The following is a 17,769-nucleotide window of genomic DNA, read 5'->3' as shown; positions in this document are numbered from 1 at the left end:
CGGGCGTACGCTGGGACCATGGTGTGGGGCTCACCCAGAGACGTCCAGGCACAGCTGGCGCGTCGCCGTGCGGCCAGGGCCCGGCAGCGTGCCGAGCACGCCGCGGCCTGCGCCGAACAGCAGGAGATCCTGGCGGCCTCGGCCGGCGGGGATCTGCATCTGCATCTGGCGGACGCCTACCGGCGGTCGGCGGAGTGCCATCTGTCCTCGGCGCGCCTCCAGGAGGCGTACGCCGAACGGATGTCCGCCTGGGGCGGGGAGGAGACCAGCCGACCGCGCTTCATGACCGGCGTCGCGGAGGCCTGCGGCACGTCCAGCGCGGCCCTGACTCTGATGGGCGCCGACCACGGCCAGCTCTCCGTCGCCTCCTCCGACGCGGCCTCCCGGGCCGCGCAGGACCTGGAGTTCATGCTCGGCGAGGGGCCGGCGTACGACGCGTCGGTCAGCGGCCGCCCGGTCGCGGTGGCCGGGCGGGCCATCGAGAGCCGCTGGCCCGCCTACGGGCCCGCGCTGACCTCCCTGGGCATCCACAAGGTGCTCACCGCCCCGCTGCGGACCGAGGGCAGCTGCATCGGCGCGCTCGCGGTCTTCGACCCGGGCGACAACGTGACCGCCGCCGGCACGCTCACGGTGATCGCCGACGCGCTGACCCGTACGGTGCTCCTGGGCCCCGACGCCGATCCCGAACTGTACGACGACGCCGACCACCGGGACTGCGTCCAGCAGGCCGCCGGAATACTTTCCGTACAGGCGGGCTGCCCGGTGCAGGACGCGCTCGCCATGATCAAGGCACGCGCGTTCGCCGACGGGCAGCCACCGGACGCCGTCGCCGCGCAGATCGTACGCGGCACGCTGAAACTCGCCCAGGGCAGCTGAACCCACGGAGGGAATCTCCACCCATGACCACCGCTCCGCATCATCTCGCGTCCGTCTTCGTGGAGCTGGCGGGCGGCGGAGGGCAGGGCCCGCCCGGCGTTCCCGCGCTGCTGCACCGCCTCGCCGAACGCAGCAGGGAACTGCTCGCGGTCCGGGCGACCGCGGTCGTCTTCTCCCCCAGGTCCCGCGACGCCCCGCAGATGGCGGCCTCCGACACCGCCGCGCACCGCCTCGAAGCGGACGCGGTCGCCTGGAACGAGGGCCCGGGGCCCGCCTGCCGCCGTACCGGCACGGCGCTCGGCGGCACGGCCCTGACCGGCGCCGTGGCCCGGCAGCGCTGGCCGCGTTACGCGCCCCGCGCGCTCACGCTGGGCTGCACCCACGCCGCCGCCCTGCCGATAAAGGGACACAGCGGACCGGTCGGCGCCCTGGTCCTGCTCGCCGACCGGCAGACGCCGCTGACCGCCGACCTGCTGGCGCTGGGCCAGTCGCTGGCGGACTTCGCCGCCGTGACGCTGCTGCGGGAACACGAGGTCGAGGCGGGCCGGGTGCTCGCCGCCCAGCTGGAGCACGCCCTGACCACCCGGGTCGTCATCGAGCAGGCCAAGGGGGCGCTCACCGTACGGCACGACCTGACCCCCGAAGCCGCCTTCACCGTGCTGCGCGGCTACGCCCGCTCGCACCGGCGGCTGCTGACCGACGTGGCGCGCGAGGTGGTCGAGGGCCGGCTCGACCCGAAGCAGCCGGACGCGTGAGGCCGGGCGGCGCCGCGGTGCGCGGCGCCGCCTGACCGGTCCGGCGCACCCCGTACGGCATGACGGCGGCCGGTGGCTGACGGCCCGCCACTCCGGGCGGGCGCCGGCGACCGTGCGCACCCACGCGTACGGCAGGGGGCTGCCGGTCCTGCCGCCGCGCCTCACGTCACGATCGGCAGCGGCCCGTCGTGCCGCACCAGCCACTCCCGGTACGCCGTGCTCTCCCAGGCCACTTCCATGTACGAGGCGGTCAGGTCTGCGAAGAGGGCGTCGGCGGGGGCCGCCGGGGCGGCGCCGGGGCGGTGGGCCATGAAGAGGCGCACGGCCAGCGGGTCGCCGCGCAGCGGGCGGATGGCCATGCCGTGCCGGGGCCGGGAGGTCGGCTGGCAGGGGGTGACCACCTCGCCCGCCGCAACCAGGTCGGCCGCCGTGAGGTAGTCCCCGTGCACCACCCGGGGGTCCAGGCCCGCCGCCGCGAAGACCCGGCGCAGGCCGGTCCACTCACCGTCCACCGACGGGTCGACCATCCACTGGTCACCGGCCAGGTCGGCGAGTTCGACCACCGGGCGGCGGGCCGCCGGGTGGTCGGCCGGCAGCGCGACGAACTGCGGCTCCCGGGCGATCAGTTCCCGCTCGACGAGCCCGTCGGGCCGGCGCAGCGGCGCCCCCTCGACCTCGTGCACGAAGGCGACGTCGAGCTGGCCCATCGCCACCATCTGCAGCAGCGCGTTGGCGGACACGTCGATACGGATGGCGGTGTCCGTGTCGGGCAGCCTGGCCCGCAGCCGCCGCAGCCAGCCCGCCACCGCCCGGCTGCTGGTGCTGCCGATGCGCAGCCGCGCGACGCCGGACCGCAGCGAGGCGGAGGCGATCTCGTCGACCAGCGCCCGCATGTCGGCCACTATCGGCCGGGCCCGGCTCAGCACCGAGTGCCCCAGCGGCGTCGGCCTGCTGCCGGTCCGCTCGCGGAAGAACAACTGGCCGCCCAGGGCGTTCTCGATGCGGCGGAGCTGGGTCGTCAGGGATGGCTGGGTCATGCCCAGCTGCCGGGCCGCCTTGCGTACGCTGCCGGCGTCGGCGATCGCGCACAGCGCGCGAAGATGCCTCACTTCGAGCTCCACGACCGGAGCATAACGACGTTTGCGCACGTCACACCAGACTCTTCGGGCACGCTCGGGTCTTTTGCCGCCGGGGGTATCACCTGGGGCTATCGCCACCTGGCATCTCCGCGCCCCGGATCTTCTCGAACAGACTCACCGGCACCAAGAGTTCCTCCGCAGGGCCCCGGCCGCCGCCCCACACGGCGGCCGTACGGCCCCACGGGCGATAAGGAGTCCCCCCACCATGAGATCTTCCAAGACCGCACTGTCGGCAGCGCTGGGCCTGGGCCTCGCCGCCACGCTGGCCGCCGCGGCCCCCGCGACGGCGACCTCCGTCTCCGCCGCCCCCCAGAGCCACCGGGTCACCGCCGCCGCGTACGCCGGGTCGGCCGCCGAGAAGGCCGACACCAAGGCGTTCTTCGAGGCCGTCATGAAGTCGGTCAAGGCCAAGCAGGCGGCCCACCCGAACCTGAAGGTCGTCACCGTCACCTACGACGCGAGCGCGGCGCCGACGTTCAAGAGCCAGATAGCGAAGAGCGCGCAGATCTGGAACGGCGCGGTGCAGAACGTCAAGCTGCAGGAAGGCAGCGGCGGCGACTTCCAGTACCGCGAGGGCGACGACGCGCGCGGTTCCTACGCCAGCACCGACGGCCACGGCAAGGGCTACGTCTTCCTGGACTACCAGCAGAACCAGGAGTACGACTCGACCCGGGTGACCACGCACGAGACCGGCCACGTGCTGGGGCTGCCGGACCACTACGAGGGTCCGTGCAGCGAGCTGATGTCCGGCGGCGGCCCCGGCCCGTCCTGCACGAACGCCCAGCCGGACCAGAACGAGCGGGCCCAGGTGGACCAGCTCTGGGCCAACGGTCTGAAGGGCGTACGCCTCTGACGGGCCCCTCCCCCGGCAGGTCCGGCACGGCGTGACGACGCCACGGACCCGGGAAACTACGGCGCGCGAGCGCCGCGGTCCGACAACGTCTACGCGCGCGGCGGGCTCCCCGGAGCCCTGCCGCGCGCGTACGCGTTCCGCGCCCGCGCGCCCGGTCCGTTCGTACCGATGCGCCGTGCGTCAGTGCGCCAGCGCCCTGCTCCACGCCTCCAGTTCCGGCTCCCCGTCGTCGGACCGGCGCAGCCGGCCGGTGGGCTGCCACCCCCAGGACCGCACCGCCGAGCGCGCCGCCCCGTTCGCCGTCTCGACGAGGGTGACCACCGCGGTGGCGTTGCTGCGGAGCAGCAGGGTCTCCTGGAGCCGGGTGGCGACATGGCCGCGGCGGTGCGCGGGCAGCACCATCAGCTCGGCGACGACGAAGACCCGGCCGGAGGCGGTCAGTTCCTCCAGCTCACGGGGCACCTGGCCGTTGAAGCCCTGCCACCACCGGCCGTCGCGCTCGGCCGGGAAGCCGTAGGCGCAGCCGACCAGCGCCGGGTCGCTGGCGATCACCATCTCGAAGCCGGGGCGTTGGATGTGCTCGGCGAACCGCTGCAGAAAGGCCCCCCGTCCGCGGAACTCCTCGCCCGAGGGGCCGCGGTACGCCTCGACGTACAGGTCGGCGACGGCCTCGCGTTGTGCCTCGGCCTGCCACCTGCTCAGGCGCCGCAAGAAGACTTCTGCCATCCGGTCCTCCACAGGATCCAGGAAATCACCTTCGGTTGAGGAAGTACTCCATGACGAGGCCGCTGTCGAGCGTGCCGTCGACGGCCTCGCGGGCCAGGTCGGGCAGCCGCCGGCGGTGGGCGCGCGCGTAGGCCCGGAAGACCGTGAACGCCTCGTCCACGCTCGTCCCCCAGCGCTCGGCGAGCATCCCCTTGGCCTGTTCGATGACGACGCGGGAGCTGAGCGCGTGCTGCAGCTGGGCCCGCTCGGCCTGGCTGCGCTCCAGGCTCTTGAGCTGTACGGCCGTGACGGCCAGCAGGTCGGTCAGCGACCGGGCGAAAGCGGCACCCCGCTCGCCGAGCGGTACGGCGGCCTTGGAGAAGAGAGCCAGCACGCCGACGGTCCGGGAGCGCAGGCACATCGGCAGCGCGTGCGCCGTCGCGTGGCCCCGTTCCCGCGCGAGGGCGGTGAACCGCGGCCACCGTGCGGCGGTGCGCGGGTCGGTCAGGGCGATGTCCGTCTCGGCCGTGCCGCTGCGGTAACAGTCGGCGTACGGGTCGCAGGCGTCCTCGGGCCCGTCCGGGCCCAGCAGGCGGGCGGTGTCGCCGGACTCGGCGACCACCCGCAGCCGGTGGTGCGCGTCGGCGAGGAGCACGGCGGCCGCGTCGGCGCCGGTCAGGTCGGCGCAGTGCGCGGACAGGCGGTTCAGCAGCCGCGCGCAGTCGCCTTCGTCGATGAGCTCCTCGGGTAAGTCCGCCCACACCTGCGTCAGGGGTTCTTCACGGGCCATGGAAACCATCCCTTTCCGCCTTCGACCGGTCGTGGCCCGTGTCCATCGTCTCTCGGATCGAAGCCGCACGGCTACTATGCCTCCGGCAAGCCTCCGAGGGGAGACCGCCGACGCCGTGCGGTCCGGAGCCGGTGCCCGACGCCCGGCCGCCGGGCCGGGAGTCCGGCGGAGGGTTCCGCCCGCGGGGTCAGCCGCCGGCGCTCACGGCGAGCAGTTCGCCAGCTGGTCGCAGCGGGCGTCGCGCACGCTGGCGTAGCGCGGGAAGCGGTCGTTCAGCCGGGTCGCCCTGAGCAGGATGGCGATGCCGCGGTGGGCGTGCACGACGCGCAGCCAACCGCCCTGCTCGACGGCCCAGTTCTGGGCCGCGCACAGCTCCCGCAGGGCGGAGCAGTCCATGAAGGTCACCGCGCCGAGGTCGACGATCACCCGGGGAGGACCGGCGGCCCGGCTGTGGCCGCGCCGCAGCAGGCTGCGCAGGCGTGGCGCGGTCATCAGGTCCAACTCCCCTTCCGGGCGCACGACGTTGATCTTGCTGATACCGATCCGGTGGTGGAGGTCCATAGCGATCCCGCCCCTGAAATCAAACATGCCGCACTGACTTGTTCTTCGTGCGAACCGGGGTCCGGGGCACCGCGCCATCAGCGTATTCCGGTGGAGCGTCGGGCGGCGGTGAAGAAAGGTTCCGTTCGAAAGTCGACCGCAATCGTTCACTCGTACGGGGGACCGGTCGTACGGGCGAGCCCACCCGGCCGCCCCGGTCCCTCCCGTACCGCTCAGGACCACATCGCGCGGGCCAGTGCCACACCGGCGAACACCGCGCCGAGGCCCGCGGCCACACTCACCGCCACATTCGCGGCGGCGTGCCACCGCGCCCCGCCGGAGGCCAGCCGGAGCGTCTCGTACGAGAAGGTCGAGTACGTCGTCAGCGCCCCGCACAGGCCCGTACCGAGCAGCAGGTACAGGTCCGGGGAGGCGGCGCCCGCCGCGACCGCGCCGGTGAGCAGGCCCAGCGCCAGCGAGCCCGCGACGTTGACCGTGAACGTGCCCCAGGGGAAGCCGCCGTCGTGCCGGGCCTGCACGAAACGGTCCGTCAGGAAGCGCAGCGGCGCGCCCACCATCGCGCCGGCGATCACGAGCAGCCAGTTCACCGGGCGCTCCCCCGCAGCGCGTACCGGGTGCCCGCGTACCCGGCCCACACCGCCGCCAGCGCGGCGAGCACGGTGGCCGCCAGGTAGGCCACGCCGAGGGCGAGCCGCCCGGTGTCCGTCAGGTGCTGGATGTCCGCCGCGTACGTGGAGAAGGTGGTGAACCCGCCGAGGACGCCGGTGCCGAGGAACGGGCGCAGCAGCGGGTGGGGTGAGCCGCGCTCGGCGATCAGGGCCATCAGGACGCCCATCAGCGCGCAGCCGGCCACGTTGACCAGGAAGACGGTCACCGGGAAGGTCCCGGGGGCCGCGGGCCACAGCAGGGTGGCCCCGTAGCGGGCGGCCGCGCCGGCGCCGCCGCCGAGCGCCACCGCTCCGACGGCCGGCCACTGGCCCTGCCAGGGCCGCCGGGGGGTTCCGGTGTCCATGTCCACGTCTCCTACTCGCGCGGTGCGTGCGCGTGCCGCGTCCGCTGTGCAAGCAGGGACCGTTGGCGGCCTGTGACGGCCGCGGTTCGGGTCCGGCGGGCCCCACCGCCGTGCCGTGATCACGTGATCACCGGTGCTCCCAGGCTAACGCCGACTGTTTGACAGCACCAAACATGGGATGTTCCCATCACCGGTGGAATCGAGAGGGAGGACGGCGTCCATGCCGCTGCGCAGCACCGCCCGCACCAGCCTGGTGGACCTGGTCATCGAGCAGATGGAACGGCTCATCACCGACGGCGAGTGGGAGGTCGGCGGGAAGATCCCGGCCGAGCCCGTGCTCGTCGAGACGCTCGACGTGGGCCGCAACACCGTCCGTGAAGCGGTCCGCGCCCTGGTGCACACCGGGATGCTGGAGCCGCGGCAGGGCGACGGGACGTACGTACGGGCCAGCAGCGACTTCGGCGCGGCGGTGCAGCGCAGGCTGCGCAGGGCCGCCGCCCTGGAGGCGTACGAGGTCCGGGCCTCGCTGGAGCGCGACGCGGCCCGCTACGCGGCGCTGCGCCGCACCGACGACGACCTGGCGGCGCTGCGGGCCGCCCTCGCCGAGCGCGACCGCGCCTGGGGCAACAGTGACGTCACCGCGTTCATCGACGCGGACGTGCGCTTCCACCGGACGGTCGCCGCCGCGGCGCACAACAGCGTCCTGGCGGAGCTGTACGAGCACCTCAGTGACGCCCTGCGCGGCACCCTCCAGGCCGTCGTCCGGCGGCCGCTGCCCGATTCCGTACGCCACCAGTTCGACGCGCACACCGCCATCGTCGACGCCATCGAGGCCCGGGATCCGGACGCCGCCGAGCAGGCCGCGCTGGCCCACCTGACCGAGGCCATGGACGCGTTGCGCGCGGCGCGGCCGGAGGACGACGTCCCGGAGGCGGACGCCCGAACCCGCGCAGCGAGCCCAGGAGAAGAAGACCATGCATGACGACGGACCGGCCGCCACCCTGAGCGCCTCCGGCGGCGGCGCGCGGCCGGACGTGCCCGCGGACGACGCCGGGAGCACGGAAGCCGCCGGAAGCACGGGAAACATGGGAAACACAGAGATCATGGGCGACACAGGCCCTACGGAGAACGTCGCCCCGCCCGCCCCGGCACCGGGCGCCACCGGACGCCGCGCCCTCTACCTGGGCGCCGGCGTCATCCTCCTCGCCCTCAACCTGCGCCCCGCACTGGTCGCGGTGTCCCCGCTGGCCAACACCATCCGCGACGAGAGCGGCATGTCGGCCGCGGCCACCAGCCTGCTGACCGCGCTGCCGCTGCTCTGCTTCGGCCTGCTCGCGCCGGTCGCGCCGCGGCTCGGCCGCCGCTTCGGCATGGAGCGCTCCCTGCTCGGCACCATGGTGCTGATCTGCGCGGGCACGGCGCTGCGGCTGCTGGACTCGGTGGTCGCGCTGTTCGCCGGGACGGTCGCCATCGGCGCGGGCATCGCCGCCGCCAACGTGCTGCTGCCCGGCCTGATCAAGCGCGACTTCGCCGCCCGGTCCGGGCTGATGACCGGCCTGTACTCGATGTCACTGTTCGGCGGGGCGGCCCTTGCGGCCGGGGTCACCGTGCCGGTGCAGCGCGCGGCCGGGCTGAGCTGGCAGGCCACACTGGCGTGCTGGGGCTCGCTGGCCGTCGTCGCGCTGGTGGTGTGGCTGCCGCAGACCCGCAGCCGTACACGGACCGCCGCCGCCACCGCCCGTGAGGCGGCCCACCCCGTACGCGGCCTGTGGCGCTCCCCGCTGGCCTGGCAGGTCACCGCGTACATGGGCCTGCAGTCACTCAGCTACTACGCGGCGGCCGCCTGGCTGCCGACCATGCTCACCGACGCCGGGCTGAGCGCGGGCGACGCGGGCTGGATGCTGTCCTTCTCCTCACTGCTGGGCATCCTGGGCTCCTTCCTGGCCCCGGTGATCGTCGGGCGGCGGCTTCCTGCGGGCGCGCTGGCCACACTCGGCGCGGTGCTCTGCGCGGCCGGGTTCGCCGGGATGCTGGCCGCCCCGGCCGGCGGCGCGTACGTGTGGATGACACTGCTGGGCCTGGGCCAGGGCGCGGCCATCAGCCTGGCCCTGCTGTTCATCGTCCAGCGCGCCCCGGACATCCGGCACACCGCGCAGCTGTCCAGCATGGCCCAGTGCTTCGGCTACATCCTGGCCGCGACCGGGCCCGCGGTGCTGGGCGCGGTGCACGACGCCTCGGGCGGCTGGACGGTGCCGGTGGCCGTCCTGCTGGTCCTGCTCGTCCCGCAGGTGGTGATGGGACTGGGCGCGGCCCGGCCGCGGCACGTCGCGGGGCGCTGAGGCCGGTCCGTACGGGCCGGAGCCGGCCGGTCCGTACGGGCGGGGGGTGTGCCGAGCCGCCGCGACGCCTCCCGCCCTGCCGCACGGCCGGGCCATACTGGAGCCGTGTCGGTGATCAGCAACCTCCGTAAAGCGGTCCGTCTGCCGCAGCAGCGGCGCCGTGGTGTCGACCTCAGCCACCCGGCGCGGTCGCCCCTGGGCACCGCCGTGGTCAATTGCGCCGTCTACGAGAACGGTGTCCGCCAGCCCGGCGACCACCCGGCCGAGGACGCCGTCCGCCGGGTCCGCGCGTCGGGCGACGGCTTCGTGTGGATCGGCCTGCACGAGCCTTCCGAGCAGGAGTTCGCCGGCATCGCCGAGCTGTTCGGGCTGCACCCGCTCGCCGTCGAGGACGCGGTGCACGCGCACCAGCGGCCCAAGCTGGAGCGCTACGACAGTTCGCTGTTCACGGTGTTCAAGACGGTCTGCTACGTGGAGCACGACCGGCTCACCGACACCAGCGAGGTGGTCGACACCGGCGAGATCATGGTCTTCACCGGCGCCGACTTCGTCATCACGGTCCGGCACGGCGGCCACGGCTCGCTCGGCCCGCTGCGCGAACAGCTGGAGGCGGACCCGGAGCAGCTGGCCGTCGGCCCGTCGGCGGTGCTGCACGCCATCGCCGACCTGGTCGTGGACGATTACCTGGACGTCGCCGCCGCCGTGCAGGACGACATCGACGACGTCGAGACCGAGGTCTTCGCCGCGAGCACGCGCCGCCCCCGGAGCGCGGAGCGGCGCGACGACGCCAAGGGCTCCGGGCCCGGCGGCGCGGGCCGGATCTACCAGCTCAAGCGGGAACTGCTGGAGCTGAAGCGGGCGGTGGCACCGCTGGCCCGCCCCCTGCAGGCACTGGCCGGCGAGCCGATGGCGCTGGTGGACCCGCACCTGACCACGTACTTCCGCGACGTCTCGGACCACCTGGAGCGGGTGACCGAGCAGATCAACGCCTTCGACGAACTGCTCAACTCCATACTCCAGGCACACCTCGCCCAGGTCACCGTGGCCCAGAACGAGGACATGCGGCGGATCAGCGCCTGGGTCGCGATCCTCGCCGTACCGACGATGGTGTGCGGCATCTACGGCATGAACTTCGACCACATGCCGGAGAAGCACTGGGCCTTCGGCTACCCGCTGGTCATGGCCGTCACCCTCACCCTCTGCTTCCTCATCCACCGCGGGTTCAAGCGGAACGGGTGGCTGTAGAACGGGTGTCTGTGGAGGCGCGTCAGGGGGCGCTCCGCTCCGGGACACGATCACGGTAGGCGCGCCAGGCGGCGAAGGCGGACCGGCCGCCGGCCGGTGCGGTCAGGCCAGGTAGCCGTCCGGGCGGATCAGGAAGGTGTCGCCCGGTGCGGCCGCGTAGCCGGTGAACGCGTGGCCCTCGGCGTCGACGACATACCGTCCGCCGGCCGGTCCGCCGGCAGGCTCCTGGCCGGGGCGGAGTACGGCGTAGGTGTGCTCCTCGGCCGGGGCGGGCGCGCCGAAGACCAGCCGGGTGAAGTGCGGGCCGCGGAAGAGGTCGAAGAGGCGGACGTGTTTGCCGTCCGCGTCGAGCAGCGGGGCGTCCGGGGCGCGGTCGCCGGTGACGAGGGGGCCGGTGGCGTCCGGGGCCCGGTAGGTGATGTCGAGGCCGAAGCCCTCCTCGCCGCGCTTGTGGGCGTCGGCGCTGCCCTCGACGTACTTGTCCAGCAGGCCGGTGCTGACGCCGAGGACCCGGACCGCGACCGCCCGCCGCTCCGTCTCGTAACTGTCCAGCGCGGTCTCCGCGGCCAGCTTCCAGCCCAGGTTGTACGCGTCCTGCACGCCCGTGTTCAGGCCCTGGCCGCCGGTCGGCGGGTGGACGTGCGCGGCGTCACCGGCCAGGAAGACGCGCCCCACCCGGTAGCGCTCGGCCAGCCGTACGTTCGGCCGCCACACCGTCGCCCACCCGTGCCCGGTCAGGCGTACACCGGCCGAGAACCGGTCGAGGGCGGCCTGCATCGACGCCAGGGAGGCGTCGTCGCCCTCCCCCAGGGGCGGCGAGATGAACTGGAACCGCCCGGTGCCGGGCAGCGGGGTGAGCGCGGCGCCGAACACCGGGTTGTCCGGCCCGGCGAACCAGTGGCCGACCGCCGGGTCGAGGCCGGGTGCGGACACGTCGCCGACCAGCACCCGGAAGGTCTCGTCGGTGGTGCCGGGGAAGGCCACACCGATCACCTTGCGGACGAAGCTGGCGCCGCCGTCGGCGCCGACGAGGTAGTCGAACCGGGCCTCCTCGCCGGTGCCGAACCGCGCGGTCACGCCGTCCGCGTCCTGCTCCAGGCCGACCAGCGCGGTGCCCAGTTCGACGCGTACGCCGAACTCCAGCAGCCGGGCCCGCAGGATCTCCTCGGTCTGCGACTGCCCCAGCACCCACCCGTTGGGATACGGCACCCCGGGCTGCGGCTCGCGCAGTTCGGCCATCCAGTGCTCGCCCACGTACCGGCCGTCGACGTGCACGCGGAGCGGCCCGGGCGGGGCCCCGGCGGCCCGTACGGCGTCCAGCACGCCGAGGTCGTCGAAGACCTCCAGCGTGCGCGGCTGGAGGCCGTCGCCGCGGGAGCCGTCGAAGTACGCGGTCGCCTTGTCCACGACCCGGACGGCCACGCCGCGCCGGGCCAGTTCGATCCCCAGGGTCAGTCCGGTGGGACCGCCGCCCACCACGAGTACGCGCATGATGAATCTCCATTCACTGAATCTCGATTCATCGTGCGGCCTGCTAGCGTGCGCTGTCAAGGGAGCTGGAGGAGACGTGAAGCGCGCGGAGCAGGCGGTCGAGACGAGGGCGGCACTGATCGAGGCGGCCAAGCGCCTGTTCGCCGACCGCGGTTACCTGAACGTCAAGATCACCGACATCACGGCGGCGGCCGGCCGGGCCGCGGGCTCCTTCTACCGCCACTTCACCGGCAAGGAAGACCTGCTCAAGGCGCTCCTGGACGAGCTGACCGCGGCGAGCGACGTCTACGCCGGCGCCGCGGAACACCGGTCGGACTTCACCGACCCGGAGGCGATCCGCTACCACGTGACCGCCTACTGGCGCGTCTACCAGGAACACACGGCGACGATGGTCGCGCTGCGCCAGGCGGCGCTGGTCAGCGAGGACTTCGCCCGCACCCTCGAACAGTGGCGCCGCGCCCAGCTCGACGACCTGGCCGACCACGTGCAGTACGTACGCAACCCGCCGGCCTCCCCCGAGGCCACGCTGACACTGCTGAGCGCGGTGATGGACGCCGCCGTGCAGGTGTGGACCGAGGCGCCCGACGACAAGGCCGTCGAGGGGCTGACCCGGTTCCTGTTCCGCGCGCTGAACGGGACGGACTACGCACCGCAGGCGTAGGCCGCGCCTTTCGGATCACCCGGGCCCGCCGCGGCAGGCCCGGTCACCGCGTCAGTGCACCATGACCCGGTCCGCGTCCGGAGCCTCGTGCTCCCCCTCGGCGACGGCGGGCCGGTCCGCCTCTCCGGCCGTACGGGCCGTACGCGCCGTGCCCGGCAGCAGGAACAGCAGCAGGAAGATGACCACCAGTCCGGCCGCCACCCACCACAGCGAGGTGACCGTCGCCTCGACGACCGCGGCCCGCGGATCACGGCCCGCCGCTCCGTCGAGGACCCCGAAGAACGCCACCGACGACAGGCCGAGACCGAACGCCATGCCCAGCTGGCTGGTGGTGTTGAAGACGCCGGACGCCGACCCGGAGTGCTCGGCCGGCACCTCGGACAGGACCGCGTCGGTGATCGGCGCGACGATCAGCCCCATGCCGCCGCCCATCAGCAGCAGCGCGGGGGCCAGCTGCCAGGACGTCAGCTCCGTGCCGTACCGGCCGGCCGCCACGATGTAGAGCAGCACGCCGGACAGCATGATCAGCGCACCGGCCTGCATCACCTTGCGCCCGAACCGCGGCACCAGCTGCTGCACGGAGATGCCGGCCGCCGCCGAGCAGGCCAGCGAGAACGGCACGCCGGTCAGCCCGGCGCGCAGCGGGCTCCAGCCCAGGCCGAGCTGCATGCACAGGGTCCAGACCAGGAAGAACAGCCCGGAGAGCGCCCCGAAGGTGAGCTGGACACCGGCGCCCGCGACGAACGTCCGGAGCCTGAAGAGGGAGAGTTCGACGAGCGGCGAGCCGTCCCTGCGGGCCTTGGCGCGCTCGTACCGTACGAAGACGGCGAAGACCAGCGGGCTCGCGGCCATCGACACGAACCCCCAGACCGGCCAGCCCATTTCGCGGCCCTGGGTGAGCGGGTAGAGCACCATCAGCAGGGCGAGCGCCACCAGGACCGTGCCGCCGAGATCCAGCCGCAGCGCCTTCGGGGCGCGGGACTCGGTGATGAAGCGGCGCCCGAGGACGATGCCGGCGATACCGACCGGCAGGTTGATCAGGAAGATCGGCCGCCACTGGAGACCGAGGATGTCCCACTGCGTCAGCAGCGCGCCGATCAGCGGGCCGCAGACCGCGCCCAGGCCGATGACGGCACCGAACATGCCGAAGACCTTGCCGCGTTCGTGCGCGGGGAAGGTGACATGGATGATCGCCAGCACCTGCGGCACCATCAGCGCGGCCATCGCGCCCTGGAGGACGCGGGCGGCGATCAGCATCCCCGGGTCCGCCGCGACGCCGCACAGCGCGGAGGCGACGGTGAAGCCGCCCATGCCGAGCAGGAAGAGCCGGCGGCGGCCGTGGATGTCGCCGAGCCGGCCACCGGTGATCAGGCCGACGGCGAAGGCCAGCGCATAGCCGGCGGTGATCCACTGGATGGCGCCGAACGAGGCGCCGGTGTCCCGCTGGATGCTGGGCACGGCGATGTTGACGATGGTCGCGTCCACCAGGTCCATGAAGGCGGCGGTCAGCACGACGGCGAGCGCGATCCAGCGCCTGCGGTCGGCGGCGGGCGGGGGTGGGGTGGGCATGGTGGGGTCTCCTGGTGGGTGTTCCGGGGATGCGGGGTTTGCGGGGCTCCGGGTGGTTGGTGCCCGGTGTTCCGGTTGCGTGGAGTGTCCGCCCCGGGACGGGAGCTCTCTCCACCGGCGGTTCGAAGCTAAGGCCCGTATAGGACAGATCCCGTCCTACTGCACCCGGCATCATCGACGGCATGAGCGAGACCTCGGCACGCCTGCTGAATCTGCTGTCCCTCCTCCAGACGCCCCGCGAGTGGCCCGGCAGTGAACTGGCCGGCCGCCTGCGGGTCACCACCCGTACCATCCGCCGCGACATCGAGCGGCTGCGCGACCTCGGCTATCCGGTGCACGCCACGATGGGCGCGGAAGGCGGCTACCGGCTGGCGGCGGGCACCGCGATGCCGCCACTGCTGCTGGACGACGAGGAGGCGGTGGCCATCGCCGTCGGACTGCGTTCGGCGGCCGGGCACACCGTCGACGGCATCGAGGAGGCGTCCGTGCGCGCCCTGGCCAAGCTGGAACAGGTGCTGCCGTCCCGGCTGCGGCGGCGGGTCGGCACGCTGGGCACCGCCACCGTACCGATGCCCGCCGGGGACGGCCCGACCGTCGACCCCGCGCACCTGACCGCGCTGGCCGCGGCCGTCACCAACCGGGAGCGGGTGCGCTTCACCTACCGGGCGGCCGGCGGTGTCCGCTCCAAGCGGCTGGTGGAGCCGTACCGGCTGGTCGCGGCGGGCCGCCGCTGGTACCTGGTGGCGTACGACAACGAGCGCGACGACTGGCGGATCTTCCGTGTGGACCGGCTGAGCGAGCCGTACCCCACGGGGGTACGGACGCCGCCGCGCGAGCTGCCCGCCGACGACGCCGCCACGTTCGTCACGGAGCGGATGCAGGGCATGGGGCCCGGGTGCCACGCGGAGGTCACGGTGCACGCGCCGGCCGCCGAGGTGTGCGACCGGCTGGGGCGCGCGGTGGCGTCGGTGGAGCCGCTCGGCGAGGGGGCGTGCCGGGTGCGTACCCGGCCGGACTCCCTGGAGTGGACGGCGTTCCGGCTGGCGATGCTCGACGCCGAGTTCACGGTGCACGAACCCGCGGAGCTGGCGGAGTATCTGCGACGGCTGGGCGGCCGGGTACTGCGGGCGGCCGGTGACGGGGAAGACGGGACACCGTCGGTGAATACCCGGGAGGGGTAGCACACATACCCCCTAGGGGTATACAGTTCCCGGCAGAGGACGACACCGGAACCCCGCCGCCGCCCCGTCTTTCCGAAGGAGCAGCCCATGACCACCACCGTCGACGAGCACCGCATCGAGCTGGAGATCGGCGGCATGACCTGCGCCTCCTGCGCCGCACGCGTCGAGAAGAAGCTCAACCGGATGGAGGGCGTCAGCGCCACCGTCAACTACGCCACGGAGCGGGCGAAGGTCACGTACGAGGACGGCGCCGGCATCGGCGTCGCCGATCTGATCGCCACCGTCGAGAAGACCGGCTACACCGCCGCCGTCCCGGAACCCCCGGCCCCCGCCCCGCCGCCACCGGACGCCGGCCCGGACCGGACCGCGACCCCGGAGCCGGGCGCCGACCCGCTCGCCCCGCTGCGGCAGCGGCTGACCGTCTCGGTGCTCCTGGCCGTACCGGTGGTCCTGATGGCGATGGTCCCGGCCCTCCAGTTCACCAACTGGCAGTGGCTGTCGCTGACCCTGGCCGCGCCGGTCGTCGCGTACGGCGCCTGGCCGTTCCACAAGGCCGCCTGGACCAACCTGCGGCACGGTACGGCCACCATGGACACCCTGGTCTCCATGGGCACGCTGGCCGCGCTCGGCTGGTCGCTGTGGGCCCTGTTCTTCGGCCACGCCGGAATGCCCGGCATGACCCACCCGTTCGAGCTGACCATCGAGCGCGGAAACGGCGGCGACAACATCTACCTGGAGGCCGCGGCCGGGGTCACCGCCTTCATTCTGGCCGGGCGCTACTTCGAGGCCCGCTCCAAGCGGCGGGCCGGTGCCGCGCTGAAGGCGCTGCTGGAGCTGGGCGCCAAGGACGTGGCGGTGCTGCGGGACGGGCGCGAGGTCCGGGTGCCGGTCGGTGAGCTGGCGGTCGGCGACCGGTTCGTGGTCCGTCCCGGCGAGAAGATCGCCACCGACGGTACGGTCGTGGACGGCTCCTCCGCCGTGGACGCCTCGATGCTCACCGGCGAGTCCGTGCCCGTCGAGGTCGCCCCCGGCGACCAGGTCACCGGCGCCACCGTCAACGCGGGCGGCCGGATCGTCGTCGAGGCCACCCGGATCGGCGCGGACACCCAGCTGGCCCGCATGGCGCGGCTGGTGGAGGACGCGCAGAACGGCAAGGCCGCGGCCCAGCGCCTGGCCGACCGGATCTCCGCCGTCTTCGTCCCGGTCGTCATCGCGCTGGCCCTGGGCACCCTCGGCTTCTGGCTCGCCACGGGCGCGGGCGCGGTCGCCGCGTTCACCGCCGCGGTCGCCGTACTGATCATCGCCTGCCCGTGCGCCCTGGGCCTGGCCACCCCGACCGCGCTCATGGTCGGCACCGGCCGCGGCGCCCAGCTCGGCATCCTGATCAAGGGGCCCGAGGTCCTGGAGACCACCCGCCGCGTCGACACCGTCGTCCTGGACAAGACCGGCACCGTCACCACCGGCGCGATGGCCCTCACCGGCGTCCACCTGGCCGAAGGGGTGGCCGAGACCGAGGCACTGCGCCTGGCCGGCGCCCTGGAGCACTCGTCCGAGCACCCCATCGCGCGTGCCGTCGCCGCGGCGGCGGCCGAGCGTACGGGGGAGCTGCCCGCCCCGGAGGACTTCGCGAACGTACCCGGGCGGGGTGTCCAGGGCGTCGTCGAGGGCCACGCCGTCCTCGTAGGCCGTACGTCGCTCCTCGCCGAGTGGGCCATCGAGCTGCCCGCCGCGCTGGCGGACGCCAAGGCCGCCGCCGAGGAGGCCGGGCACACCGCGGTCGCCGTCGCGTGGGACGGCGCGGCGCGCGCCGTGCTCGTCGTCGCCGACGCCGTGAAGCCCACCAGCGCGGAGGCGGTCCGGCGGCTGCGGGCCCTCGGCCTCACCCCGGTCCTGCTGACCGGCGACAACGCGGCCGTCGCCCGCTCGGTCGCCGCCGAGGTCGGCATCGACGCGGAGCACGTGATCGCCGACGTACTGCCCGAGGACAAGGTCGCGGTCGTGCGGCGCCTCCAGGCGGAGGGCAGGTCGGTGGCCATGGTCGGCGACGGTGTCAACGACGCGGCCGCCCTCGCCCAGGCCGACCTGGGCCTGGCGATGGGCACCGGCACGGACGCCGCCATCGAGGCCGGCGACCTGACGCTGGTACGGGGCGACCTGCGCGCCGCGGCGGACGCCATCCGCCTCGCCCGCCGCACCCTCGGCACCATCAAGGCGAACCTCTTCTGGGCCTTCGGCTACAACGTCGCCGCGCTGCCGCTGGCCGCCGCCGGACTGCTCAACCCGATGATCGCGGGAGCCGCGATGGCCTTCTCCTCGGTCTTCGTGGTGGCCAACAGCCTCCGGCTGCGCCGCTTCAAGGCGGCCGTCTGAGAGGTGGGGGCCGGCCGTCGGCCCGGCTCCGGCAGCGGTGTGCTGCCGGGGCCGGGCCGGTGGCGTGTGAACGGCCCGGCTGCGGGGGCCGGGCCGGTGGCGTGCGCGCGGGTCCGGTGGCGTGCGCGGGATCACGCGCCGGGGTGAGGAGACGCGGAAGCGCCTGTTCCGCGTCTTCCGTGGCTTCCCTCCAGATCTCGCCGCCGAAGATTGGCGGTTCAC

General features: G+C 73.8%; 17 protein-coding genes. 9 read left to right on the top strand and 8 right to left on the bottom strand.

Annotated elements, in window-relative coordinates:
- Positions 1-18: 18 nt before the first annotated feature.
- Both AB0L45_RS04875 and AB0L45_RS04870 read left to right on the top strand, forming a co-directional pair.
- Positions 19-876, top strand: a complete 858-nt coding sequence (locus AB0L45_RS04875) for a GAF and ANTAR domain-containing protein (protein ID WP_365836138.1) — start codon at positions 19-21, stop codon at positions 874-876.
- A gap of 23 nt (positions 877-899) precedes the next feature.
- Positions 900-1,631 carry an ANTAR domain-containing protein gene (locus AB0L45_RS04870; RefSeq protein WP_365836136.1) on the top strand — a complete coding sequence of 244 codons (732 nt, stop codon included), beginning with the start codon at positions 900-902 and terminating at the stop codon, positions 1,629-1,631.
- Between the two features lie 161 nt (positions 1,632-1,792).
- On the opposite strand, the gene AB0L45_RS04865 is transcribed toward AB0L45_RS04870, so the two are convergent.
- Positions 1,793-2,752, bottom strand: coding sequence for a LysR family transcriptional regulator (locus AB0L45_RS04865; protein ID WP_365836134.1), 960 nt, complete (start codon positions 2,750-2,752; stop codon positions 1,793-1,795).
- A gap of 223 nt (positions 2,753-2,975) precedes the next feature.
- On the opposite strand from AB0L45_RS04865, the gene snpA reads away from it, so the two are divergent.
- Positions 2,976-3,623 carry a snapalysin gene (snpA, locus tag AB0L45_RS04860; RefSeq protein WP_365836132.1) on the top strand — a complete coding sequence of 216 codons (648 nt, stop codon included), beginning with the start codon at positions 2,976-2,978 and terminating at the stop codon, positions 3,621-3,623.
- A gap of 180 nt (positions 3,624-3,803) precedes the next feature.
- On the opposite strand, the gene AB0L45_RS04855 is transcribed toward snpA, so the two are convergent.
- The 5 genes from AB0L45_RS04855 to crcB (AB0L45_RS04835) all read right to left on the bottom strand — a co-directional run bounded on the left by AB0L45_RS04855 (position 3,804) and on the right by crcB (AB0L45_RS04835) (position 6,691).
- Positions 3,804-4,349 carry a hypothetical protein gene (locus tag AB0L45_RS04855; RefSeq protein WP_365836130.1) on the bottom strand — a complete coding sequence of 182 codons (546 nt, stop codon included), beginning with the start codon at positions 4,347-4,349 and terminating at the stop codon, positions 3,804-3,806.
- A 25-nt stretch (positions 4,350-4,374) separates the two neighbouring features.
- On the bottom strand, positions 4,375-5,118 hold the full coding sequence (locus tag AB0L45_RS04850) for an ANTAR domain-containing protein (protein WP_365836128.1): 744 nt from the start codon (positions 5,116-5,118) through the stop codon (positions 4,375-4,377).
- 201 nt (positions 5,119-5,319) lie between these two features.
- Positions 5,320-5,679: an STAS domain-containing protein gene (locus tag AB0L45_RS04845; RefSeq protein ID WP_365836126.1), complete on the bottom strand. Its 360-nt coding sequence runs from the start codon at positions 5,677-5,679 to the stop codon at positions 5,320-5,322.
- A gap of 212 nt (positions 5,680-5,891) precedes the next feature.
- Entirely contained in the window at positions 5,892-6,266 is a 375-nt protein-coding gene (crcB, locus tag AB0L45_RS04840) for a fluoride efflux transporter CrcB (protein WP_365836124.1), read from the bottom strand.
- Positions 6,263-6,691, bottom strand: coding sequence for a fluoride efflux transporter CrcB (crcB, locus tag AB0L45_RS04835; protein WP_365836122.1), 429 nt, complete (start codon positions 6,689-6,691; stop codon positions 6,263-6,265). Before crcB (AB0L45_RS04835) ends, crcB (AB0L45_RS04840) begins: the two co-directional genes overlap by 4 nt.
- A 220-nt stretch (positions 6,692-6,911) precedes the next feature.
- Here crcB (AB0L45_RS04835) and AB0L45_RS04830 point away from each other — a divergent pair, with 220 nt between their 5' ends.
- The 3 genes from AB0L45_RS04830 (at position 6,912) to AB0L45_RS04820 (ending at position 10,275) form a co-directional block, all read left to right on the top strand.
- Positions 6,912-7,673: a FadR/GntR family transcriptional regulator gene (locus tag AB0L45_RS04830; protein WP_365836120.1), complete on the top strand. Its 762-nt coding sequence runs from the start codon at positions 6,912-6,914 to the stop codon at positions 7,671-7,673.
- A gap of 121 nt (positions 7,674-7,794) precedes the next feature.
- A complete protein-coding gene (locus AB0L45_RS04825) occupies positions 7,795-9,030 on the top strand; it encodes an MFS transporter (protein WP_365836373.1) in 1,236 nt (411 codons plus the stop codon).
- 111 nt (positions 9,031-9,141) lie between these two features.
- Positions 9,142-10,275 (top strand): magnesium and cobalt transport protein CorA, encoded by a 1,134-nt coding sequence (locus tag AB0L45_RS04820; protein ID WP_365836371.1) that lies wholly within the window; start codon positions 9,142-9,144, stop codon positions 10,273-10,275.
- Between the two features lie 102 nt (positions 10,276-10,377).
- Here AB0L45_RS04820 and AB0L45_RS04815 read toward each other — a convergent pair whose 3' ends face one another.
- Positions 10,378-11,766 (bottom strand): FAD-dependent monooxygenase, encoded by a 1,389-nt coding sequence (locus AB0L45_RS04815; protein WP_365836118.1) that lies wholly within the window; start codon positions 11,764-11,766, stop codon positions 10,378-10,380.
- A gap of 76 nt (positions 11,767-11,842) precedes the next feature.
- Between AB0L45_RS04815 and AB0L45_RS04810 the strand changes: the two genes are divergently transcribed.
- Positions 11,843-12,427 (top strand): TetR/AcrR family transcriptional regulator, encoded by a 585-nt coding sequence (locus AB0L45_RS04810; RefSeq protein ID WP_365836116.1) that lies wholly within the window; start codon positions 11,843-11,845, stop codon positions 12,425-12,427.
- A 51-nt stretch (positions 12,428-12,478) separates the two neighbouring features.
- On the opposite strand, the gene AB0L45_RS04805 is transcribed toward AB0L45_RS04810, so the two are convergent.
- On the bottom strand, positions 12,479-13,996 hold the full coding sequence (locus AB0L45_RS04805) for an MFS transporter (protein ID WP_365836114.1): 1,518 nt from the start codon (positions 13,994-13,996) through the stop codon (positions 12,479-12,481).
- A gap of 182 nt (positions 13,997-14,178) precedes the next feature.
- On the opposite strand from AB0L45_RS04805, the gene AB0L45_RS04800 reads away from it, so the two are divergent.
- Positions 14,179-15,177 (top strand): YafY family protein, encoded by a 999-nt coding sequence (locus tag AB0L45_RS04800; RefSeq protein ID WP_365836112.1) that lies wholly within the window; start codon positions 14,179-14,181, stop codon positions 15,175-15,177.
- Between the two features lie 87 nt (positions 15,178-15,264).
- Positions 15,265-17,547: a heavy metal translocating P-type ATPase gene (locus AB0L45_RS04795; RefSeq protein WP_365836110.1), complete on the top strand. Its 2,283-nt coding sequence runs from the start codon at positions 15,265-15,267 to the stop codon at positions 17,545-17,547.
- Positions 17,548-17,769: the final 222 nt, after the last annotated feature.

The sequence above is a fragment of the Streptomyces sp. NPDC052496 genome (assembly GCF_040679095.1).
GTDB lineage: Bacteria > Actinomycetota > Actinomycetes > Streptomycetales > Streptomycetaceae > Streptomyces.
This window is presented reverse-complemented; position numbering and strand designations above follow the sequence as displayed.